This window comes from Allobosea sp. 10L422 (assembly GCF_056395345.1).
The window spans coordinates 125,354-147,394 of sequence record NZ_JBFTJI010000005.1; the positions used below are offsets into that span (position 1 = coordinate 125,354).

The window sequence follows — 22,041 nt, forward strand, 5'->3', positions numbered from 1 at the left end:
AAGGTTTTTCCTTTCCTTGACCCCTCCTTCGCCCATGCCGATCCTGCCGGAGGCCCCGCAGGGCTCCAGGCGTGGTGTATCTCGCGCCGGGTTTCGTTCATGCCGTCAGGATTTCTGATGACCAGTATTGCCAATAGCCGCACCGCCGATCACGCGATCGACTCGCTCTTTCTCGAGCGCTGGTCGCCGCGCGCCTTCACCGACGAGGTCATTTCCGAAGCTGAGCTGAAGGCACTGTTCGAGGCGGCGCGCTGGGCGCCATCCTCCTACAACTCCCAGCCTTGGCGCTTCGTCTACGCCCGCCGTGGCACGGCACACTGGCAGACGCTGCTCGGCCTGCTCAACGCGTTCAACCAGTCCTGGGCGAAGAACGCCGCGGCCCTTGTCGTTGTCGTCTCGAAGGAGACCATGGCGGTGCCTGGCAAGGCCGAGGAAGTGCCGTCCTACAGCCATTCCTTCGATGCCGGCGCCGCCTGGGCCAATCTCGCCCTCCAGGCCGTGCGGCTGGGCTGGCAGGCGCATGGCATGGTCGGCTTCGACCGTGCGCGTGCGCTGACAGAGTTTAAGGTGCCTGCTGGCTACCGCGTCGAGGCGGCGGTCGCGATCGGCAAGCCCGGCGACAAGGCGCAGCTGCCGGAAGCCTTGCAGGCGCGGGAGACGCCCAGCCAGCGCAACCCGATCTCGGCGACCGCCTTCGAGGGCGCCTTCCCGGCCTGAATCGTGCGCACCTCTTGCCGCGGGGCGCGTTTCGCGCGATCTCGCGGCAAGCGCTGAAGGAGGCACGCCCTTGCCGATCACCCGCCGCCAGTTCGCCGCCGGCTCCCTCGTCGCGCCCGCTATTTTGCGAAGCGGGCGGGCCTTTGCCGCCGGCCGGCCGGTCACCGTCGCCTCGCTGCTCGGAGAGGCCAAGCCGGAGACCAGGATCTGGCGGCGCGTCGCCGAGATCCTGGCGCGCACGGCGCCGGGGCGCTTCGATCTGCGGATCGTGCCCAATGCCGCGCTCGGCGGCGAAAAAGAGGTCGCCGAGGGCTTACGCCTTGGCTCCATTCAGGCGGCGCTCTCGACAGTCTCATCCTTGTCCGGCTGGGTGCCGGAGGGGCAGATCCTCGACCTGCCTTTCCTTTTCCGGGATCGCGACCATCTCGGAAGGGTTCTGGCCGGCCCGCTCGGGGCCGAGCTCAAGGCGCGCTACGAGGCGCAGGGCTTCATCGTGCCGGGCTTCATCAACTACGGCGCCCGCCATCTCCTCGCCAAGGAGCCGTTGACGACGCCCGCTTCCGTCAAGGGCAAGCGCATTCGCGTCATTCAGAGCCCGCTCCACACCGCGCTCTGGTCCGGCTTCGGCGCTTACCCCACGCCGATCCCGATCCCCGAGACCTACAACGCCCTGAAGACCGGCGTGGTCGACTGCATGGACTTGACCAAATCCGCCTATGTCGGCTTCCGGCTGCATGAGGTCGTGCCGGTCCTGATCGAGACCGGCCATATCTGGGCTAGCGGCGTCGTGATGTTCGCTGCGCCGTTCTGGAAGGCGCTGACGCCGTCCGACCGCGAGGCGTTGGCCGCAGCTGTGGCCGAGGGAACCGCCTATTTCGACGAGCTCATGCTGGCTGACGAGGCCGCCTCTATGGCGAAGGCCGCTTCCGAAGGCGGCAGGACCGTGCCGGCCGAGGACCGCGCCGGCTGGCAGGACGGCGCCCGCAAGGTTTGGGCGAGCTTTGCCCCCCAGCTTGGCGGCATGGCCAGGATCGAAGCCATCGCACAAAGCGACTGATCACCGCATCGCAGGACGACAGCCATGCCGCTTTCGATCGACCATATCGTCATCGCCGTCGCCGATCTCGATGCGGCCATGCGGGACTACGCCGCCCTCGGCTTCACCGTGCTGCCGGGCGGCGAGCATCCGCGGGGCTCGCGCAATGCGCTCGTCGTGTTCGAGGACGGCGCCTATCTCGAGATCATCGCCTTTCCGCGGCCGGTGCCGGGTTTCCGCTGGTGGCAGGTGCTCGATAGCGCCGGGCCCGGCCTCGTCGACTATGCCGTTCTGCCGGATGATTTCGAGGCTGATCTCGCCCGCGCCCGCGCCACCGGCATCGTCATGGACGGCCCGATCGAGGGCGGCCGGCTCCAGCCGGACGGCACGCGCCTCGCCTGGCGCTCGGCACGCCCGCCCGAGCCGGACATTCCCTTCCTCGTCACCGACGTCACCCCGCGCGATCTGCGCGTCCCGACCGGTGCGGCACGTCGTCACCCGAACGGCGTCACCGGGGTCGCCGGCGTCACGGTTGCCGTTCAGGACCTCGCGGGTTCGACGGCGCGCTATCGTGCTCTGCTCGGCCGCGAGCCGGTCGCAACCGGCAGCGTTCCCGGACTCGGCTTTGGCCTCGCCCAGTTCCGCATCGAGCGACAGACCCTCTCGCTGGTGGAGCCGCGTGCGGCGGCCGCAGCCGCCCCGGCGGCGCATCTCATCGCCCGTGGCCAGGGCGCCTATGCGATTTCCTTCTATGGTCCGGACGACGCGGTGCTCGACGTCGATCCGGCCCATGGCGCCCGGCTGGAGATCGTCCGCGAGCCCTGAGCCGGCGGCGTCATTTTCCGGTCACGCTTGCGGGCGAGAGTGGCCCGTTACCTTCGAATAGTTCTATTTACGTATTAATAACAAAGGGTTGCCTCGAATCGCCTGACTGCCTATCTCTCTGCCGCGATCAGTGAATCAACCGACGGAGGACCGGAATGGGTGGAGTCACCGAGGTCGATGTCGCGGCCGCAATCGGCCGCATCGACAAGATCATCATTCAAGAAATCGTCCGCACCGGCGCGAGCCGGCCGGAGTTGCGCCGCGCGCTCGCTCTCGCCAAGGGGCCGGGCGATCTCGCCGCCGATGCGGCACTCCCGCCGCGCATGCAGCGCCTCGTCGATCTGCTTGGCGTCACATTGCCCGAACAGGGGCCACCGAGCCGCCTCCATGCCGCCATGAAGGGCCTCGATTGTGCGGCTTGATCAGGGGAGCGCAGAATCGTTGGAAACCGCCCGGGCAGGATCCGGCAGGCGGTGCTGACGGCTTTTTGTGTGGCGCTCCGCGATACTCGGCTGCCGCCTCTCACCCTGATCGAGCTGGCGGCGCAGGCGGTCGGTTCTGTCGACAGAGAGGTGGCGGATGCTCATCGCGGCGATCAGCCATGCCCTTGCGGCTGGCGGCCGCGCCTCCAGGCGGATCTGGAGGCGCGTCAGGCGGCGCTGGCGTTAAGCGCAGCGCCAGCTCCCCAGCCGAGCCTCGCCGGCATGGCCGTGCTCGGCCGGGCCTGATCTCGCATTTCGCGCGCAGGCCATGCTAAGCCGCTGCGAACCCTCGGAGCGGCATGCGCAACATCCTCATCATCGGCATCGGGGCCGGCAATCCCGACCATATGACGGTCGAGGCGATCGAGGCGCTGAACCGCGCCGATGTCCTGTTCATCCCCGACAAGGGTGAGGAGAAGGCGGCGCTGCGGGCCCTGCGCGAAGGCATCTGCACGCGCTTCATCCGCAAGCCGGGCTACCGCACGGTTCCCGTGGACATCCCGCGCCGGGTCGAGGCCGGCAGCGACTATCATGGCGTAGTCGACGATTGGCATGAGCGCATCGCTACGCGCTACCGCGCGTTGTTCGAGGCCGAGTTGGCCGAGGGGCAGACCGGCGCGCTGCTGGTCTGGGGCGACCCCGCGCTCTACGACAGTACATTGCGCATCATGGACCGCGTCGCCGCCTCCGGCCTCGCCATTGACTGGCAGGTCTATCCCGGCATCAGCAGCGTCCAGGTGCTGGCTGCGCGCCACCGCATTCCCCTCAACACGATCGGCGCGCCGATCCTGATCACCACCGGGCGCCGGCTGGCGGCAGGCTTCCCGGCCGACCAGGACAGCGTCGTCGTCATGCTCGACGGTGAGCAGACCTTCACGAAGATCGATCCGTCTGAACTCGATATCTACTGGGGCGCTTATCTCGGCACGCCCGACGAGATCCTGCGTGCCGGGCCGCTCGCCGAGCTCTCGGCCGAGATCACCAGCGTCAGGGCTGCGGCCCGTGCCCGCCACGGCTGGATCATGGATACCTATCTGCTGCGCCGGCGCTCTGCGGCTTGACGCAGCGCCCCTCATCCGCCATCGCTCCCGCGACCTTCCAAGCGCCGGAGCTGCCCGATGTCCCTCGCCGATCTCGCCGCCACCATCGACGCCGCCTGGGAGAACCGGGCCGAGATCGGCGTTTCGACCAAGGGCGCCGTGCGTGACGCTGTCGAGCAGGCGATCGAGATGCTCGATGCCGGCCAGGCTCGTGTCGCCGAGAAGCAGGGTGCCGACTGGGTCGTGCATCAATGGCTGAAGAAGGCGGTGCTGCTCTCCTTCCGCCTCACCGACAACGTGATCATGGCCAACGGCCCGGGTGAGGGCGTGTTCTGGGACAAGGTGCCGTCGAAGTTCGAGGGCTGGGGCGAGAACCGCTTCCGCGCCGCCGGCTTCCGCGTCGTGCCGCCGGCCGCCGCGCGCAAGGGCTCCTTCATCGCGTCGGGCGTCGTGCTGATGCCGTCCTTCGTCAACATCGGCGCCTATGTCGATAGCGGCACCATGGTCGATACCTGGGCGACGGTCGGCTCCTGCGCCCAGATCGGCAAGAACGTGCATCTTTCGGGCGGCGTCGGCATCGGCGGCGTGCTCGAGCCGCTGCAGGCCAACCCAACCATCATCGAGGACAACTGCTTCATCGGCGCCCGCTCCGAGGTCGTCGAGGGCGTGATCGTCGGCGAGGGCTCCGTGCTCTCGATGGGCGTCTTCATCTCGGCCTCGACCAAGATCGTCGACCGCGCCACCGGCCAGGTCCATATCGGCAAGGTGCCCCCCTATTCGGTGGTGGTGCCGGGTTCGCTGCCGGGCAGGCCCTTCCCGGACGGCACGCCGGGTCCGGCGCTCTCCTGCGCCGTCATCGTCAAGACGGTCGATGCCCAGACCCGTTCCAAGACCGGCATCAACGAGTTGCTCAGGGACTGAGGCGTCGGTCGCGACGCGTCATGCTCGGACCTGACCCGAGCATCTCCTCAACGCGATTCTCGGGCCTCAGCTCCGCTTCGCCCGAGAATGACGGAAAGCCGGGATACCTCACCCCACCGGCGAGGGCGCGCCGGTTCCCTGCGGATAGGGTTCGGGCGGCGAGTCCGCGGCCGGCGGGGTCGCCGTATGGGCGTCGGCCAGTGCGTCGCGCAGCTTCTGCTCCTGCGTGCGGTCGAGCGAGGTCTTGAGCACGGTGCCGCCCGTGCCGCGGATCGCCTCCAGCACCTTGTCGCCTGTCACCTTCTTGACCAGCACGAAGAGCGCGGCATTGCCGGGCCGCAGGCTGCTCGACAGATCCTTCATGAACTTGTCGTCGACGCCGTAATCGGTCAGGGCGCCGCCGAGCGCGCCGGAAGCCGCGCCGAGCGCCGCGCCGAAGATCGGCATCAGGAAGATCGCGCCGATCAGGAGCCCCCAGAACGAGCCCGAGAGCGCGCCCATCGCCGTGGTGTTGAGCAACTGGTTCAGCTTCACCTTGCCGTCTTCATGCATCACCGCGATGGCGGCATCCCCGATCTCGATCAGATATTCCTTCTGCAGGCCGATGAGCTTCTGGCGCATCTCTTCGGCGCGGGCCTCGGTCGGATACACGATGACGACGAGATCGGACATGGCGTGAACCTCTTGCTGCGAATGGTGGCATGCTGGCCCGTGCAGGTGACAAGCACAAGGCAACGCGCAGCATCGCTGTCGGTTCCGCCAGGGATCGTTTTCAGCTCAGGTTGTTTCAACCTGATCCGATACTGGCCCTACTCGCCGCCGACCACCTCGGCCGCTTCGATCGCCCGGCCGCGCAGGGGGAGTTGTTTCATGCGTGCGAGCGAGATCAGGGCGCAGCCGAAGCCGAGGCTCGCTGCGCCGAAGACATAGCGGAACAGCGTCACCATCGTCTCGCGATCGACCGTGCCGAGCTTCAGCGCCTCGGGCGAGAGCTGCGCGGAGGGGCCACCGACGCCGCCGAGCACGATCGCGCCGAAGATCGCGACGATGAGCGCGCCGCCGATCTGGCGGAAGAAGTTGGCCACTGCGGTTGCCGTGCCGAGCTGATGCGAGTTCACGGCATTCTGGATCGAGACGGTCGCGACCGGCAGCAGGGTGCCGAAGCCGATGCTGACGACGGCGAGGATCACGGAGAAAGCCGACAGCGGAAGCTGCCCCGAGAAGGCGGACAGCCCGGCCGTGCCGACAAGCGCGACGAAGAGCCCGGCCAGCGGCACGCGCTTGTAATTCGTCAGATGCGACATCGCGCGGCCGGAGCTCAACGCGCCGACCACCGTCCCGCAGGTGAGCGGCAGGAGGCCGAGGCCGGAATGCGTGGCGCTCATCCCCATCACCGTCTCGAAATAGAGCGGCAGATAGATCGTCAGGCCGATGAAGGTGCCCATGCCGAAACCGGCTGCGACGGTGCCGCGCCGCACGACGCGGTTGCCGAGCAGGTCGAGCGGAATCAGCGGCTCGGCGGCCGTCCGCAGGCGCCAGGCGAAGAGCGCCCAAAGCACCAGGGATATGCCGACCAGCCCGGCGATCGGCAGGGAGCGCCAGGGATAGGCGGTGCCGCCCCAGGACAGGGCGAGCAGCAGCGATACGGTTCCCAGCGTCATCAGCAAGGCGCCGAGCACGTCGAGCTTGTGGGGGCGCTCATGGCGCGGGAGGCGCTTCAGCGCCGAGCTCGTCATCCAATAGGCCACGAAGCCGAGCGGGACGTTGATCCAGAAGATCACCGACCAGTTCAACTGCTCCGCGAGCACGCCGCCGAGGACCGGGCCGAGGAGGGAGGACGACATGAAGACGCTGGCGAAATAGACCTGATAGCGTCCGCGCTCCTTGGGCGGCACCATGTCGCCGACGATGGTCTGGGCAAGCGCGATCAAACCGCCGCCGCCGAGCCCCTGGATGAAGCGCGCCAGCACCAGCAGCCAGAGCGACGGTGCGAGCGCGCAGGCGATCGACCCGATCACGAAAACGACGATGCCGGAGAGCAGGACCACCCGCCGCCCATGGATATCGGCGAGCTTGCCATAGAGCGGTGTCACGGCGGTCGAGGACAGCAGGTAGACGGTGACGACCCAGGACAGATGCGTGACGTCGTTGAGTTCGCGGCCGATCGTCGGCAGCGCGGTGGCGACGATCGTCTGGTCGAGCGCGGCCAGGAACAGCGCCAGCATGACGCCGATCAGGATCGAGCGGATATCGGCAGGTGTCAGCGATGCGGCCTGGGCCGGTGCGTCGAGCCGCTTGTCCATGGAAACCGTGTTTCAATCTGCATTTTGAGAATGACGGAAATTAGTGCTGGCGTGAGCCATGCGCCAGCCGCGTGTTGTCGGGGCCGCTCTGCGATGGGGGCGGAGCGGCTGCGATCTTCTTTAGGCTAGCTGGCGCAATGCAGCGCGCAGCGCCTCGGTCAGTCCCCAGGCAATGCCGCCTCGACGGCGGCGTGGCTGCTCTGCCAGATCGGGAGAGCGGCGGCGAGCACCAGCAGCGTGGTCGCGAAGGGAACGCTCGCATCCTCGTTCATGTCGATGGCATGTGGGGCGCGCCGGAGCGAGTCAAGCGGCACCCGCGGCGGGTGACCGGCCGGGTTGACGCTGAGGGTGCCGAGGCGCGCTATGGTGGGTAAACCGGAAACGGCGAAAGGAGGTTCGCGATGCCGCTGCTGGCCGCCGAGAATGTGATGCTGGTCGTCATCGATTTCCAGACGCGGTTGATGCCGGCGATCCATGACGGCGATAAGGTGCTGCTCAATGCAGGCCGTCTCGCCGAGGCGGCGCGCCTGCTCGATATCCCCGCGGTTCTGACGGAGCAGAATCCGCGCGGCCTGGGCACGACGGTGCCGGAACTGGCCGGGGCTGGTCCGGTCGTCACCAAGATGAGTTTCGACGCTTGCGCGGAACCCGCCTTCCTCGATGCCGTCGCAGGAGATCATGAGCTGGTTATCTGCGGCTGCGAGGCGCATGTCTGCGTCGGCCAGACCGTGCTCAGCCTGCTCGATCGCCGCCGGCGGGTGGTCGTCGCCGCGGACGCGATCGGCTCGCGCGTCCCGGAGTCGCGCGCGATTGCGCTGAACCGCATGGCGAGCCATGGCGCCGAGATCGTCACCACCGAGATGGTGCTGTTCGAATGGCTGCGGACGGCGGACCATCCGCAGTTCCGGCCGGTCTTGAAGCTGATCCGGTGACGGCCCCGTCTCGGCTCAGAGCGGCTTCTTGATCGCCTTGGCGATGACGCCGACGATGCCCTCGCGGAAAAGCAGCACGCAGACCACGAAGACCACACCTTGGACGACGGTGACCCAGGCGCCGAGCGTGGCGAGGTAGTTCTGCATGGCGACGATGACGAGCGCGCCGACGATCGGGCCGAACACGGTGCCCAAGCCCCCGACCAGCGTCATCAGCACGACCTCGCCCGACATCGACCAGTAGACGTCGGTCAGCGACGCCAGCTGGAATACGATCGCCTTGGTTGCGCCCGCGAGTCCCGCGAGCGTCGCCGAGAGCACGAAGACCGCCAGCTTGTATTGGTTGGCGCGATAGCCGAGCGAGATGGCGCGGGGCTCGTTGTCGCGGATCGCCTTGCAGACCTGGCCAAAGGGCGAGTGGATGATGCGGTAGATCAGCAAGAGGCCGATCATGAAGATCGCCGCCACCAGCCAATAGAGCACGCGGTCGTCGGCGAGGCTGATCAGGCCGAGGAACTTACCGCGCGGCACCGCCTGGATGCCGTCCTCGCCGCCGGTGAAGCGTGGCGCCTGCAGCGAGAAGAAGAACACCATCTGGGCGAGCGCCAGCGTGATCATGGCGAAATAGATGCCCTGGCGGCGGATGGCGAGCGCGCCGAAGACGGTGCCAAGCACGGCGGCGATTGCCGTGCCGAGCAGGATCGCGAGCTCCGGCGTCAGGCCCCAGTTCTTGGCGGTGTAGGCGCTGACATAGCTCGCCATGCCGAAATAGGCGGCATGGCCGAAGGAAAGGAGCCCGCCATACCCAAGGAGAAGGTTGAAGGCGAGTGCGAACAGCGCGAAGCACAAAACCTTCATCACGAAGACGGGATAGGCGACGAAGGGCGCGACCACGAGCACCGCGGCGATGGCGATGAACAGGTTGCGGTGCAGGCGCGCCGTGCTGTCGTCGGTCTCGGTGACGACGGCGGCAGCCGGGGTGTCGCTCGAGGCAAGGTCGGTCATGAGATTGTCCCTCGCTCGCGTCAGGCCTGACGGCCGAACAGGCCGGCGGGCTTCACCAGCAGCACCAGCACCATGATGATGAAGATCACGGTCGCGGCCGCTTCCGGGTAGAACACCTTGGTCAGGCCCTCGATCACCCCAAGCGAGAAGCCGGTGACGATGGCACCCATGATCGAGCCCATGCCGCCGATGACGACGACAGCGAAGACGACGATGATCAGGTCTCCGCCCATGTTGGGATTGACCGAATAGATCGGCGCTGCAAGCACGCCGGCGAAGGCCGCGAGCGCAACGCCGAAGCCATAGGTCAGGGTCACCAGGAGCGGCACATTGATGCCGAACGCCTGGGTCAGGGTCGGGTTCTCGGTTGCGGCGCGCAAGTAGGCGCCGAGTTTGGTCTTCTCGATCAGGAACCATGTGCCGAGGCAGACGACGAGAGATGCGACGATCACCCAGCCGCGATAGTTCGGCAGGAACATGAAGCCGAGATTCTGGCCGCCGGCGAGCTGCGGCGGAATGGCATAGGGCAGGCCTGAGGAGCCGTAATAGTTGCGGAACACGCCCTGGATGATCAACGCCAGCCCGAAGGTCAGCAGCAGCCCGTAGAGATGGTCGAGATGGGCGATGCGCTTGAGCAGCAGCCGCTCGATCGCGATACCGGTCGCACCGACGATGATCGGCGCCAGCAGCAGCGCTGCCCAGTAGTTGATGCCGAGATAGTTCAGGCACATCCAGGCGACGAAGGCGCCCATCATGTACTGGGCGCCATGGGTGAAGTTGATGATGTTCAGGAGCCCGAAGATCACCGCCAGCCCGAGGCTGAGGATCGCGTAGAACGAGCCGTTGATCAGGCCGAGAAGAACCTGGCCGAACAGCGCCTGGGGCGGGACTCCAAGAAGTTCGAACATGCGGGGCTCAGATCATCTGGATGTCTTCATGGAACCTCGTCCGTCATTCCGGGCGCAGCGAAGCGCAGGCCCGGAATGACGTCGGAGGGTTCGAAGCCCGGCCGAGCCGGGCTTCAGTGGCTCACTTCTTGACGAGCGGGCACTCGCTCTCGGAAAGCGGCTGGAAGGCCTGCTCGCCCGGCAGCACGGCGATCTGCTTATAGTAGTCCCACGGGCCCTTCGACTCGGAGGGCTTCTTGACCTCGTAGAGATACATGTCGTGCACCTTGCGGCCGTTGATGCGGATGGTGCCCTTGCCGAAGAGCGGGTCGTCCGTCGGCATTTCCTTCATCTTGGCCATGACCGTGGCGCTGTCCTTGCTCTTCGTGGCCTCGACCGCCTTGAGGTAGTGCAGCATGCCGGAATAGACGCCCGCATGGACCATGGTCGGCTTCTTGCCACCGTTGAGCTTGGCGAAGCGCTCCGACCAGGCGCGGGTCTGATCGTCGTGATCCCAGTAGAAGGCTTCCGTCAGGACCAGGCCTTGCGCCGCCTGCAGGCCGAGCGCGTTGACGTCGCTGATGAAGGTGAGCAGGCCGGCGAGCTTCTGGCCGCCCTGGGTGATGCCGAACTCACTCGCCTGCTTGACCGAGTTGATCGTGTCGCCGCCCGCGTTCGCCAGCCCGATGACCTTGGCCTTGGAGGCCTGCGCCTGGAGCAGGAAGGACGAGAAGTCGGTGCCCGGGAACGGCGTCTTCACCGAACCCACGACCTTGCCGCCGGCCTTGGTGATCACGGCCGTGGCGTCGCGCTCCAGCGCATGGCCGAAGGCGTAGTCCGCGGTCAGGAAGAACCAGGTGTCGCCGCCGGCCTTCACCATGGCGCCGCCGGTGCCCTGCGCCAACGCGTAGGTGTCGTAGGTCCAGTGGACGGTGTTGGGGCTGCAGGCCTTGCCGGTCAGGTCCGACGAGCCGGCGCCCGAGTTGATGTGGATCTTGTTTTTCTCCTTGGTGATCTGGCTGACCGCCAGCGCAACCGAGGAGGTCGGCACGTCGAGGATCAGGTCGACGCCGTCCTGATCATACCATTGCCGGGCGATGGTCGAGCCGACGTCCGGCTTGTTCTGGTGGTCGGCCGAGACGATCTCGACCTTGATGCCCTTATCGGCGGCCTTGAAGTCCTCGACCGCCATGCGCGCGGCGATGACCGAGCCTTCGCCCGAGAGGTCGGCATAGAGGCCCGAGCGGTCGTTCAGCACGCCGGCTTTGACCGAAATCTGCTGGGCCAGTGCCGGGCTGGCCATCAGGGCGGCGAGCGCGGTCGTTGCAAGAATCGTCTTCAGTTTCATCGTCGTTCTCCCTGGTGTGGTTGTCGGCATTTCGCCGTGTTCTTGGCCGCGCGATGCCGGCATCCGGGCGAAGCCCGTCAAACTCCGAGATAGCGGTGCAGCTTCTCGATATTGGCGTCGAGCTCGGCGTTCGGGATCATGTCGATAACCTTGCCCTGCTCGACGACATAGTGTCGGTCCGCCACGGTCTGGGCGAAGCGGAAGTTCTGTTCCACCAGGATGATGGTGAAGCCTTCCTGCTTCAGTTTTGCGATGGTGCGGCCGATCTGCTCGATGATCACCGGCGCGAGGCCCTCGGTGGGTTCGTCGAGGAGGAGCAGATGCGCGCCGGTCCGCAGGATGCGGCCGATCGCCAGCATCTGCTGCTCGCCGCCGGAGAGCTTCGTGCCCTGGCTCTTCAGCCGCTCCTTGATGTTGGGAAAGAGCGTGAAGATGGCGTCGAGGGAAAGCCCTCCCGGCCTGACCTGCGGCGGCAGCATCAGGTTCTCCTCGACCGAGAGCGAGGCGTAGATGCCGCGCTCCTCGGGCACGAAGCCGATGCCGAGCCGGGCGATGGCGCGCGAGGGCAGGCCGATCGTCTCCTTGCCCTCCAGCACGACCGAGCCCCTGCGCTTGCCGATCACGCCCATGATCGACTTCAGCGTCGTGGTCTTGCCGGCGCCGTTCCTGCCCAGCAGAGTCACGACCTCGCCGGGCGCGACGTCGAGATCGATGCCGTGCAGTACATGCGATTCCCCGTACCAGGCCTCGAGCCCGCGCACCTTCAGCAGCGGAGCGTTGCCGGCCGCCGTCGCAGGGGCCTTCGCGGCTTCAGTGGTGGCCATGTCCGCCTCCCGAGCCGATATAGGCCTCGACCACGCGGGGGTCCTTCGAGACGGTGGCGTAGTCGCCCTCGGCCAGCACCTGCCCACGCGCCAGCACGGTGATGCGGTCCGACAGCGAGGCGACAACCGAGAGGTTGTGCTCGACCATCAGGATGGTGCGGTTCTTCGAGACCTTGCGAATCAGGGCCTCGATGCGCTCGACATCCTCGCGGCCCATGCCGGCCATGGGCTCGTCGAGCAGCAGCATCTCCGGATCGAGCGCCAGCGTCGTCGCGATCTCGAGTGCGCGCTTGCGGCCGTAGGAGAGCTCGCCCGCCGTCAGGGAGAGGAAGGGCGTGAGACCGACCGCGTCGACGAGGCTCCTCGCCTCATCGTCCAGGCTCCTCAGCGTGCGCTCCGAACGCCAGAAATCGAAGGAATCGCCGCGCTTGCGCTGCAGGGCGATGCGGACATTTGTCAGCACCGAGAGCTGCGGGAACACGGCCGAGATCTGGAACGACCGCACCAGCCCGAGCCGTGCGATCTCCGCTGGCTTCTCGCGCGTGATGTCGCGGCCGTTATACATGATCGTGCCGCGCGTCGGAGGGAGGAACTTGGTCAGCAGGTTGAAGCAGGTCGTCTTGCCGGCTCCGTTGGGGCCGATCAAAGCGTGAATCGAGCCCCGCCGGACATTGAGGTCCACGCCGTTCACAGCTGTAAAGCCGGCAAATTCTTTGGTTAGACCTGACGTCGAAAGAATATTGTCCTCAGGCATGCCGGTTGCCAGCCCTCATCAGCTTAATCATTCTTGCTTGTGCGGTTCCCCTTGCATGGCATGCTGCACCGCGCCGCGAACATAAGTCAACGATCCCGGGGCCGGAAGCGGCGCGCGGAAGGGACATCTCATCCCTTGGTCTTATTCCGCCGATCTCCTGCAAATGGAGGATGTCGCGCTCGGCCGCGTCGCGCGATGTTGCCAGCTCCGGACAATGCTCCGGAAAATCCGTTTGAACCTGCGGCAGGGGAGGCGCGACCAAGGGGTATTCTGGTTTACCGTTGAGAAATGTTGCGGTAAAAATGCCCATTGGCCTTCGTTTTCGTTGTCAGTCGACCAATCGTGTGGCCCTTGTCGGGAGCTTCGCGGCCAGAGGGTATGTGCCGCTGAATTGGGGGGAGGTTGTCGTGAACTTCGCGTCTCTGGTTTCGGTGTTCCAAGCCCGCTTGGCTTCGACCTTTGCGCTGGTGCTCTGGGCCATTGCCTTGGCTTCCCCTGGCCTTGCGGCCGCGCCGGAGCGGCGGGTCGCATTGGTGATCGGCAACAGCGCCTATACGGCGGTGCCGCCTCTCGCCAATCCGATGCGGGACGCCAAGGGCGTCTCGGCGGCGCTGAAGCGCCTCGGCTTCGAGGTTGTCGAAGGCTACGATCTCAAGATGGAGGAGATGACGGGCATGGTGCGCGAGTTCGCGCAGAAGCTCGACGGCGCCAAGGCTGGCCTCGTCTACTATGCCGGCCACGGCATCGCCATCGGCGACGAGAACTATCTCATCCCGGTCGACGCTTCGCTGCGTTCGGAGGCGGATCTCGACTTCAGGGCGGTCAACGTCCAGCTGGTCCTGCGCCAGATGCAGCGCGACGAGCGCGTCAATATCGTCATTCTCGACGCCTGCCGCGACAACCCCTTCGCGACCCAGCTCGCCGCAAAGTCCCGCTCCGTCTCCCGCGGCTTGACCGCGATCGAGACCCAGTCGGCCTCGGGCATCCTGATCGCCTTCGCCACCGATCCGCGTGCGACTGCGCTCGATGGTGAGCGTGATGGCAACAGCCCCTTCACCTCCGCGCTGCTCAAGCACATCGAGACGCCCGAGGTTTCCATCACCACGGTGATGGACCGCGTCCGCGCCGATGTATGGGAAACGACGGGCAAGAAGCAGAAGCCCTGGACGAATTCCTCGATCATCGGCGAATTCAGGCTGAACCCGACGCTGAAGCTCGCCTCGGTCGATGCTTCGGCTGCCGCGACCAAGACCATCGATGCGGCCGTGCCGGTTCCGGCCATGCCGGCTGCGCCCTCCCTCGATCGCGCCCAGCTCGACGTGAAGACCTGGGAAGTCGCCGAGCGCGGTAATTCCGCGGCCGATTACCGCGCCTATCTCGATGCCTTCCCGTCCGGTCAGTTTGCCACCTTCGCGCGCAATCGCCTCGCCAGCCTCGAAGCGGCGAAGCCCGCTGCGAGCGCCACGGAGGCGCCTCCCGGCGTCACTGACGAGGCGCTCAAGAAGGAGGTCGGCACTGTGCAGACCGAGACGGCGATGAAGCTCGAGGCGAAGGATCGCCGCGAATTGCAAGCCCGTCTGCGCGTCGCCGGCTTCCAGCCCGGCAAGGCCGCCGCAACCTTCGGGCCGAGCCAGCGCAAGGCGATTCAGGAATGGCAGAAGTCGCGCAGCATCCCGGAAACCGGCTTCCTGACGGCCATGCAGGCGACGGCGTTGCGCGCCCAGAGCGAGCTTGCCTACCAACAGCTCCTGGCCGAGGAGCAGAAGGCGGCCGCCGAAAAGAAGACGCGGAAGGCTGTCGCGGATACACCGCAAGGCAGCCGCAGCACACGCAAGGTCGCCGATGAGGGCGAGGAAATGTACCGGCGCGATCTCGCTCGCGAGCGTGGCACCGCCAGCTCGGGTACGCAGCCGCGCGGCACAACCAGCACCGGCTATCAGGGCCGCGTCCGGACGCGTGAGAGTGATACCGGGGACAGCACGGGTGCCGCGATCTTCGGCGGCATCGTCGGCGGCGCTCTGGGCGGGGTGATCGGTGGCGGATTCCGCCGCTGAGGCGCCGTCTCCCGCTTATATCATCCGGAAGGCCGGCCCCTCGGGCCGGCTTTTTCTTTCTGTTGCAGCATGGTGGCCATGGCCTTGCGCGGCCTCGTCGTGCGGCTGCGGCAGGGCGGCGTCTGATGGGGAAGTGCCTGAGCCCTCAGCCCTGTTCCCAGCCGGCTCTGACCAGATCCGGCACGTCGCAATCCTGTTCGGGCCAGCCCACGCAGAGATAGGCGATCAGCTTCCAGTCGGGCGGTGCGTCGAGAGCTGCGGTGATCTCGGCGGGCTCGAGGATCGAGACCCAGCCGACGCCGAGACCGTGAATGCGGGCTGCCAGCCAGAACTGCGTGATGGCCGCGACGACCGAGTAGTCGAGCATCTCCGGCATGGTCCGACGGCCGAGGCCATGGCCGCGCTCGGTGCCATGGTCGCAGAACACGGCGAGTTGCACCGGAGCCTCGCGCAGACCTTCGAGCTTGAGGCGCGCATAGAGCGCGGCGCGCTCGCCCTCATAGGACGCCAGAGCCTCGACATTGCAGCGGCTGAAGCTGGCCTGTGCAGCTTCGCGCTGAGCCGGCTCCTCGACGGCGAGCCAGCGCCAGGGTTGCGAATGCCCGACGGAGGGCGAGAGCTGCGTCTGGGCGATGAGACGTTCGATGAGATCGGCGGGGACCGGATCGCGCCGGAACCGTCGGACATCGCGCCGCCAGCGCAGCAATTCCTCGAATTGCCCGGCGAAGGTCTCGTCGAAGGCCGGAGCCCGGCTCATCTTGCTTCCGCCGCCGCGATGGCATGGAAGAACGAACCTGTCACCAGCCTGCGCCGGCTTCCGGCCGGGGCAGGAGCCGAGCCATGCGGGTCCGTCACCACAGCGAATGGCGGATCCTCTCCCTGAGCGGCGATGCTGGCATAGTGGAACTCGTGCCCGGTCAGCGCGGAACCCGCCGGCCCGAGCGGTCCGTCCGCTTCCAGGATGGCGCGGCGATAGCCCAGATTCATCTTGCGCTTGGCGAAGGAGGTCTCGACCGAGAGCAGCCCGGCCATGGCATGAGCGACGCCGTCGGTATCGATCAAGCTGCGCCCGAGAACCATGTAGCCTCCGCACTCGCCATGCACGGGCCGGGTCTCGGCGAAGCTGCGCAGGCCGCCGAGGAAACCGCTTGCTGCCGCTATCGTGCCGGCATGGAGCTCGGGATAGCCCCCCGGCAGCCAGCAGGCGTCGCAATCCTCCGGCGGGGCCTCGTCCGCGAGCGGCGAGAAGGGCACGAGTTCGGCGCCCACCGCACGCCATCCGGCCTCGACATGCGGATAGACGAACGAGAACGCGGCGTCGCGGGCGATTGCGATCCGCCGTCCCGGTGCGGGCAGCGGCGGGGTATCGCCATCGGCTGCGGCCATGGGAACGGTGTCGCCGGCTGCCGCTGCGATTGCATCGAGATCGACAGCAGCCGCGACGGCGTCGGCCAGCGCGTCGAGCCGGGCATGCAGGTCGGCGGTCTCGCCGGCCTGCACCAGACCGAGATGGCGCTCGGGCAGGATCAGGCTCGCCTCGCGTGGCAGCGCGCCGAGCACGGAGAGGCCAATGCGCTCCATGCCCTGCCGCACCAGCCGCTCATGGCGGGCGCTCGCGACTTTGTTGAGGATGACGCCGGCAATGCGGATGCGCGGATCGTAGGCTTTGCAGCCGAGCGCGACCGCCGCCGCCGACTGCGCCTGCCCGGAGACGTCGATGACGAGCACGACCGGCCAGCCGGTCCGTGCCGCGATGTCCGCGCTGGCGCCTGTATGGCCCTCAGGACCCGGCACGGCGTCGAACAGCCCCATGGAACCTTCGGCGATGACCATGTCGGCAGCGCGCGCCGCCTCGGCCGCGATCCGCCCGAGCAGGCGGTCCGACATCGCGTAGCTGTCGAGATTGGCGCTTGGCGCCCCGGTCGCGGCGGCGTGGAAGGCGGGGTCGATGTAATCGGGCCCGCATTTCAGTCCGCGCACGGTCAGACCGCGGCGTGCCAGCGCACGCTGCAGCCCGAGCGTGATCGTGGTCTTGCCGGAGCCGGAGCGCGGCGCGGCGATGAGCAGGCCGCGCGCGCTCACAGCCCGCCCCGCGGCCGGAAGCGGCGGTCGTAGTCGATCGAATAGAGCGCGCTTTCGCCGAAATCATCGGCTGCGAGCGCCGGCCCCACCAGGATCAGCGCGGAGCGTTCGAGTTCGCTGGCGCGGACCTTGACAGCGATGTCGGCGAGCGCCCCTTGCAGCACGGTCTCGTCCGGCCATGTCGCGCGGAACACCACCGCGACGGGGCAGTCGGCACCATAGAACGGGGTCAACTCCGCCACGACCTGCTCGATGACGTGGATCGAAAGATGGATGGCGAGGGTCGCGCCGGAGGCGGCGAAGGTCGCGAGCTTTTCCTTCGGCGGCATAGCCGAGGCGCGGCCGGACGTGCGCGTCAGCACCAGCGATTGCGCCACGCCCGGCAGGGTGAGCTCGCGCTTCAGCGCGGCGGCGGCGGCGGCGAAGGCCGGCACGCCCGGCGTCACCGTGTAGGGAATGCCTGATCGGTCGAGCCGGCGCATCTGCTCGCCACAGGCGCTCCAGATCGAGAGATCGCCGGAATGCAGCCGCGCCACGTCCTGTTCGGCGAGATGGGCGGCTTCCATCTCCGCGATGATCGCGTCGAGATCGAGCGGGGCGGTGTCGACGATGCGGGCGCCCGGCGGGCACCAGTCGAGCATAGCCGTCGGGATCAGCGATCCCGCATAGAGGCAGACCGGGCAGGCGGCGATGAGGTCGCGCCCGCGCAGCGTGATGAGATCGGGCGCGCCGGGGCCGGCACCGATGAAATGGACGGTCATAAGGGCGATGCCTTGCGGTTCTGCGCCGCCGTCATTCCGGGACGCAGCGAAGCTGCGAGCCCGGAACCCATGAGCACGTCACGGAACCAAAGAGGCGCGGGCAGCGATCGGTGCGGCAAACGCGGCAATGTCGAGTTCATGGGTTCCGGGCTCATGCCTGCGGCATGCCCCGGAATGACGGGGAGGTTCGGGTGCATCACGATACCGTCCTGGCCAGCGCGCAGGTGACGCGGCCCGTCGCGATGCGCGGCTGCACCAGCTGGCCGCCTGGGCCAGCTCCAGCCAGCGCCGCAGCCTCCGCCACCGAGCCGACGCCGTAGAGGGAAGCGATGCGGGTCGAACGCGTCGCGCAGGCGGCCTCGAAGCCCTTCAGCGCCTCGTCGGGTATGGCGACGAGCTCGGCCGCGCGGTCTGCCGCCGCGGCAATCATGCCGGCTTCCCCGACACGGCTCGCGAGCGTGGCGAAGCGCGGCGTCGCAGTGCCGCTGAGGCCGGCAATCGCCAGCGCTTCGTCCAGACAGGCCAGGATGTCGACTGCTTCCGTGCCGGGCCGGATGCCGATGCCGGCGACCAGGCGGCCGGCGCTCAAGGCTTCTCGACCCGCCATTGCGTCACCGGCATCGCCGGGCGCCAGCCATGCTTGCCGCCGACGGGGGCGAGCCGATCGATCGAGATGCGGCGCAGCGAGCCACCATGTTCGGCGTGTAGCGCCGCGAGCTTCGCTTCGCCCTCGATGGTGACGACATTGGCGACGAGCCGTCCGCCCGGCTTCAGCGCCGCCCAGGCCGCGACGAACAGGCCTTCCTCGGTCAGCCCGCCGCCGATGAAGACCGCATCCGGCGCCTCGCGCCCGACGAAGCCGGCGGGCGCCGCACCAACGACGGTCACGTCGAGGCCGCCGAGTTCGAGCTTGTTGCGCGCGATCCGCTCGGCCCGGTCGGCCCGAGCCTCGAAGGCGACAGCCCGGTTGCGGACATGGCGCTGGCACCATTCGACGGCGACCGAGCCGGAGCCCGCGCCGACGTCCCAGAGCAGCTCGCCGCCGCGCGGCGCCAGCGCCGACAGCGTGATGGCGCGGATCTCCGATTTGGTGATTTGCCCGTCATGGGCGAACCATGCCTCGTCGAGCCCGGGCGTCAGCGGCAGGATGCGCGAGTCGTGGGTCGCGGCAACCTCGACCGCGATCAGGTTGAGCGGCACGATATCATCGATGGCGAAGGCGTCGGCGCGGGCCTCGCGGATGCGCTCTTGCGGCCCGCCGAGCGATTCCATCACGACGATACGGCTCGCATCGAGGCCGCGTGCGACCATCAGCTCGGCGACGGCGCGCGGTGTGCTCTCGTCCCAGGAGAGGGCAAGGATGCGCGCATCGGGCTGGAGGTGCGGGACGATGCGGTAGAGCGTGCGGCCGTGCAGCGACACCAGCGCGCATTCCTCCTGCGGCCAGCGCATCCGCGTGCAGGCCATCGAGAAAGAGGAGAGCTGCGGGATGATCCGCATCTCCTCGGCCGGGATCGCGCGGCTCAGGCTGTTGCCGATGCCGTAATGGAACGGGTCGCTGGTCGCGAGCACGCAGACCTTGCGGCCGCGCTCCTTGAGGATCTGCGGCAGCGCGTTGCGGAAGGGTTGCGGCCAGGAGCGCAGCTCCCCCGGCACGGAGCCGACGAGCGCGATATGCCGCTCGCCGCCGAAGACGATCTCGGCCTCGTTCAACGCTGCCAGCGCTTCACGACAGAGGCCTGCGGAACCGTCCTCGCCGAGGCCGATCAGCGAGAGCCAGGGCGCCGGCGCTTCGCCGCTCGACAGAGCATCCGATTCACGCAAAACTGTCGACATGACCGTCCTCATCCTTGGCGGAACGACTGAAGCTGCTGCGCTTGACCAGCACTTGGCTGATCAGGCTCCCGATATTCGCGCCATTATCTCGCTGGCGGGGCACACCGTCGATCCCCGCCCGACCAATCTGCCGGTCCGCACTGGCGGCTTCGGCGGCGTCGAGGGCTTGAGGCGCTATCTGGTCGAGGAAGGCATCGTCGCCGTCGTCGATGCGACCCATCCCTTCGCCGCGATCATGCCCTTCCATGCCGAGCATGCCTGCAAGGCCGAAGGCGTGCCGCTTCTGGCGATCCGCCGCGAGTCCTGGAAGCCGCGCGCCGGCGACCGCTGGAAATCCGTGCAGGATATCGAGGCTGCCGCGCAGGCGTTGGGCGACGCGCCGCGGCGCGTCTTCCTCACCGTGGGGCGCTTGGAACTGCCGGCCTTCGCCGACGCTCCCCAGCATCGCTATCTCGTCCGCGCCATCGAGCCGATCGGCGATCGCCTGCCGGTGCCGCATGTCGACGTTATCCAGCAGCGCGGCCCCTTCGACGTCGACGACGAGGAAGATTTGATGCGCCGCGAGGGCGTCGAGATCCTGGTCAGCAAGAATTCGGGCGGGCCGGCGACGGTCGGCAAGCTCGTGGCGGCGCGCCGGCTCTCCCTGCCGGTGGTGATGGTGGAGCGCCCGCCCAAGCCCGATGTCGAGACCGTCGATCATATCGATCAGGTCCTGCCCTGGCTGGTGGCGCAGGGCATCTTCGCGACCGAGCGCGGCGTGTAGACGTAAGGCGCGGCGCCCTCGCGCGCGATCAGGCGCGTGCTCGACGCGCCGATCATCACCAGCGTCGCCATGTCCGCCGTGCTCGCGGCAGCAACAGCCTCCGCCAGCGTCAGCACGCGCAGGTTTTCGTCAGGGCGCCCGACGGCGCGGGCGAAGAGCACCGGCGTTCCGGCCTCGCGCTGCTTGGCCGCCAGTTCCAGCGCCTTGCCGAGCTGCCAGGGCCGGGCCTTCGAGATCGGATTGTAGAGGCAGATCACCAGATCGGCGGCGAGCACAGCGTCGAGCCGCGCCGTCACCACATCCCAGGGCTTGAGATTGTCCGAGAGCGAGATCGCGCAGAAATCCCCGCCGAGAGGAGCGCCGGCCTTCGCGGCGGCCGCCAGCATCGCGGTGATGCCGGGTTCGACCCCGATGGGAATGGCCAGCCACGCCGCGGGGCCGGCTTCCAGCGCCTCGAACACCGCCGCCGCCATGGCGAAGACGCCAGGATCCCCGCCCGAGACCACCGCGACTGTCCGGCCTTCCGCCGCCAGCCGCAGGGCGTGCGAGGCGCGCTCGACCTCGACGCGGTTGTCCGAGGCGTGCTTGGTCAATCCGGCCCGCTCGGGCACCCGGTCGACATAAGGGCCGTAGCCGACAATGTCGGTTGCGGAGTCGAGAGAGGCCTGCGCCGCTGGCGTGATCCACTCCGGCGTGCCCGGGCCCAGGCCGACGATGGTGAGCGAGCCCGTCACAGGCGCCGTCCCTCGCCGGGCACCAGCACCATGGCGAAATAGGGCGCCTCGTCATCGGCCTTGTCGGCGAGGCGCGCCACCACTTGCCGCGCCATCGTCGCCCGCTCGACATAGATCGCTCGGCCCGCCAGCCCGGCGGCCGCCAAGGCACGGCGCACCTTCGGGAGATTGCGGCCGAGCTTCATGATGACGGCGGCGTCGGTATCGGCCAGCCGTCGCGCCAGCTCCGCCTCCGGCAGCGTGCCCGGCAGCACGGTCATGACGTCGTCGCCCCAGGTGATCGGCGCCCCGGCTTCGCCCCAGGCGCCGGTCATGCCGGTGACGCCGGGCACCACCTCGGTCGGAAAGCGCTGGGAGAGCCGCCGCCACAGATGCATGAAGGAGCCGTAGAAGAACGGGTCGCCATCGCAGAGCACGGCGAGCGACCGCCCGGCCTGCATCTCCGCCGCCAGACGTTCCGCTGCCTCCTCGTAGAATGTCGCGATCGGCCCGTCATAGTCGGGCTCGCCGACATTGGCCTCGGTCGTGACGGGGAAGGCGAGTTCGATCTCGCGGGCCGGATCGGGCGCGATGATGGCGTCGGCCGTGCTGCGGGCATTGCCGCGCCGGCCGCGCTTGCAGAAATGCACGAGACGATCGGCCGAAAGGATGATCTCGCGCGCCCTGACCGTCATCAGGTCCGGGGCGCCGGGCCCGAGGCCGACGCCGTAGAGCAGGGGCCGTTGTGTCCCGCTCAT

General features: G+C 67.8%; 23 protein-coding genes. 9 read left to right on the forward strand and 14 right to left on the reverse strand.

Translation table 11 applies throughout. The features are described 5' to 3' along the window. Positions 1-117 precede the first annotated feature (117 nt). The 6 genes from AC1DEZ_RS12410 to dapD all read left to right on the forward strand — a co-directional run bounded on the left by AC1DEZ_RS12410 (position 118) and on the right by dapD (position 5,021). Positions 118-717 (forward strand): nitroreductase family protein, encoded by a 600-nt coding sequence (locus AC1DEZ_RS12410; RefSeq protein ID WP_441509464.1) that lies wholly within the window; start codon positions 118-120, stop codon positions 715-717. Positions 718-787: 70 nt separating this feature from the next. Continuing rightward, positions 788-1,774, forward strand: coding sequence for a TRAP transporter substrate-binding protein (locus AC1DEZ_RS12415; protein ID WP_441509463.1), 987 nt, complete (start codon positions 788-790; stop codon positions 1,772-1,774). 24 nt (positions 1,775-1,798) lie between these two features. After that, the gene (locus AC1DEZ_RS12420) at positions 1,799-2,578 is read left to right on the forward strand and encodes a VOC family protein (RefSeq protein WP_441509462.1); all 780 of its coding nucleotides are present in this window, start codon (positions 1,799-1,801) and stop codon (positions 2,576-2,578) included. A 155-nt stretch (positions 2,579-2,733) separates the two neighbouring features. Beyond that, a complete protein-coding gene (locus AC1DEZ_RS12425) occupies positions 2,734-3,000 on the forward strand; it encodes a hypothetical protein (RefSeq protein ID WP_441509461.1) in 267 nt (88 codons plus the stop codon). Positions 3,001-3,359: 359 nt separating this feature from the next. Continuing rightward, on the forward strand, positions 3,360-4,121 hold the full coding sequence (cobF, locus tag AC1DEZ_RS12430) for a precorrin-6A synthase (deacetylating) (protein ID WP_441509460.1): 762 nt from the start codon (positions 3,360-3,362) through the stop codon (positions 4,119-4,121). Between the two features lie 57 nt (positions 4,122-4,178). Next, positions 4,179-5,021, forward strand: a complete 843-nt coding sequence (gene dapD / locus AC1DEZ_RS12435) for a 2,3,4,5-tetrahydropyridine-2,6-dicarboxylate N-succinyltransferase (protein ID WP_441509459.1) — start codon at positions 4,179-4,181, stop codon at positions 5,019-5,021. A 108-nt stretch (positions 5,022-5,129) separates the two neighbouring features. On the opposite strand, the gene AC1DEZ_RS12440 is transcribed toward dapD, so the two are convergent. Both AC1DEZ_RS12440 and AC1DEZ_RS12445 read right to left on the reverse strand, forming a co-directional pair. Next, complete coding sequence (locus AC1DEZ_RS12440; RefSeq protein WP_441509458.1) at positions 5,130-5,693, reverse strand: DUF1269 domain-containing protein; 564 nt, start codon at positions 5,691-5,693, stop codon at positions 5,130-5,132. A 137-nt stretch (positions 5,694-5,830) separates the two neighbouring features. Further along, positions 5,831-7,324: an MDR family MFS transporter gene (locus tag AC1DEZ_RS12445; RefSeq protein WP_441509457.1), complete on the reverse strand. Its 1,494-nt coding sequence runs from the start codon at positions 7,322-7,324 to the stop codon at positions 5,831-5,833. A 401-nt stretch (positions 7,325-7,725) separates the two neighbouring features. On the opposite strand from AC1DEZ_RS12445, the gene AC1DEZ_RS12450 reads away from it, so the two are divergent. Beyond that, a complete protein-coding gene (locus tag AC1DEZ_RS12450; protein ID WP_476779769.1) occupies positions 7,726-8,256 on the forward strand; it encodes a hydrolase in 531 nt (176 codons plus the stop codon). 15 nt (positions 8,257-8,271) lie between these two features. Here the strand turns inward: AC1DEZ_RS12450 and AC1DEZ_RS12455 are convergent, their stop codons facing one another. The 5 genes from AC1DEZ_RS12455 to AC1DEZ_RS12475 all read right to left on the reverse strand — a co-directional run bounded on the left by AC1DEZ_RS12455 (position 8,272) and on the right by AC1DEZ_RS12475 (position 13,074). Beyond that, a complete protein-coding gene (locus tag AC1DEZ_RS12455) occupies positions 8,272-9,261 on the reverse strand; it encodes a branched-chain amino acid ABC transporter permease (RefSeq protein WP_441509455.1) in 990 nt (329 codons plus the stop codon). A 20-nt stretch (positions 9,262-9,281) separates the two neighbouring features. Beyond that, positions 9,282-10,169, reverse strand: coding sequence for a branched-chain amino acid ABC transporter permease (locus tag AC1DEZ_RS12460; RefSeq protein ID WP_441509454.1), 888 nt, complete (start codon positions 10,167-10,169; stop codon positions 9,282-9,284). A gap of 121 nt (positions 10,170-10,290) precedes the next feature. Further along, complete coding sequence (locus AC1DEZ_RS12465) at positions 10,291-11,496, reverse strand: ABC transporter substrate-binding protein (protein ID WP_441509453.1); 1,206 nt, start codon at positions 11,494-11,496, stop codon at positions 10,291-10,293. A 77-nt stretch (positions 11,497-11,573) separates the two neighbouring features. Next, positions 11,574-12,320 carry an ABC transporter ATP-binding protein gene (locus AC1DEZ_RS12470; RefSeq protein ID WP_441509452.1) on the reverse strand — a complete coding sequence of 249 codons (747 nt, stop codon included), beginning with the start codon at positions 12,318-12,320 and terminating at the stop codon, positions 11,574-11,576. Further along, positions 12,307-13,074 (reverse strand): ABC transporter ATP-binding protein, encoded by a 768-nt coding sequence (locus tag AC1DEZ_RS12475; protein ID WP_441509451.1) that lies wholly within the window; start codon positions 13,072-13,074, stop codon positions 12,307-12,309. The genes AC1DEZ_RS12470 and AC1DEZ_RS12475 overlap by 14 nt, the downstream gene beginning before the upstream one ends. Positions 13,075-13,481: 407 nt before the next feature. Between AC1DEZ_RS12475 and AC1DEZ_RS12480 the strand changes: the two genes are divergently transcribed. After that, complete coding sequence (locus AC1DEZ_RS12480) at positions 13,482-15,128, forward strand: caspase family protein (RefSeq protein WP_441509450.1); 1,647 nt, start codon at positions 13,482-13,484, stop codon at positions 15,126-15,128. 145 nt (positions 15,129-15,273) lie between these two features. Here the strand turns inward: AC1DEZ_RS12480 and bluB are convergent, their stop codons facing one another. The 5 genes from bluB to cbiE all read right to left on the reverse strand — a co-directional run bounded on the left by bluB (position 15,274) and on the right by cbiE (position 19,807). Continuing rightward, positions 15,274-15,885: a 5,6-dimethylbenzimidazole synthase gene (gene bluB / locus AC1DEZ_RS12485; protein WP_441509449.1), complete on the reverse strand. Its 612-nt coding sequence runs from the start codon at positions 15,883-15,885 to the stop codon at positions 15,274-15,276. Next, complete coding sequence (locus tag AC1DEZ_RS12490; protein ID WP_476779770.1) at positions 15,882-17,210, reverse strand: cobyrinate a,c-diamide synthase; 1,329 nt, start codon at positions 17,208-17,210, stop codon at positions 15,882-15,884. The genes bluB and AC1DEZ_RS12490 overlap by 4 nt, the downstream gene beginning before the upstream one ends. After that, positions 17,207-17,971, reverse strand: coding sequence for a precorrin-4 C(11)-methyltransferase (cobM, locus tag AC1DEZ_RS12495; protein ID WP_441509447.1), 765 nt, complete (start codon positions 17,969-17,971; stop codon positions 17,207-17,209). Before cobM ends, AC1DEZ_RS12490 begins: the two co-directional genes overlap by 4 nt. A 196-nt stretch (positions 17,972-18,167) precedes the next feature. Next, on the reverse strand, positions 18,168-18,560 hold the full coding sequence (locus AC1DEZ_RS12500) for a cobalamin biosynthesis protein (protein ID WP_441509446.1): 393 nt from the start codon (positions 18,558-18,560) through the stop codon (positions 18,168-18,170). Then, complete coding sequence (gene cbiE, locus AC1DEZ_RS12505) at positions 18,557-19,807, reverse strand: precorrin-6y C5,15-methyltransferase (decarboxylating) subunit CbiE (protein ID WP_476779771.1); 1,251 nt, start codon at positions 19,805-19,807, stop codon at positions 18,557-18,559. Before cbiE ends, AC1DEZ_RS12500 begins: the two co-directional genes overlap by 4 nt. Here cbiE and AC1DEZ_RS12510 point away from each other — a divergent pair. Beyond that, positions 19,806-20,570 (forward strand): cobalt-precorrin-6A reductase, encoded by a 765-nt coding sequence (locus AC1DEZ_RS12510; RefSeq protein WP_441509444.1) that lies wholly within the window; start codon positions 19,806-19,808, stop codon positions 20,568-20,570. The genes cbiE and AC1DEZ_RS12510 overlap by 2 nt on opposite strands. Here AC1DEZ_RS12510 and cobJ read toward each other — a convergent pair. Both cobJ and AC1DEZ_RS12520 read right to left on the reverse strand, forming a co-directional pair. Next, on the reverse strand, positions 20,513-21,304 hold the full coding sequence (cobJ, locus tag AC1DEZ_RS12515) for a precorrin-3B C(17)-methyltransferase (protein ID WP_441509443.1): 792 nt from the start codon (positions 21,302-21,304) through the stop codon (positions 20,513-20,515). The genes AC1DEZ_RS12510 and cobJ overlap by 58 nt on opposite strands. Beyond that, the gene (locus tag AC1DEZ_RS12520) at positions 21,301-22,041 is read right to left on the reverse strand and encodes a precorrin-2 C(20)-methyltransferase (RefSeq protein WP_441509442.1); all 741 of its coding nucleotides are present in this window, start codon (positions 22,039-22,041) and stop codon (positions 21,301-21,303) included. Before AC1DEZ_RS12520 ends, cobJ begins: the two co-directional genes overlap by 4 nt.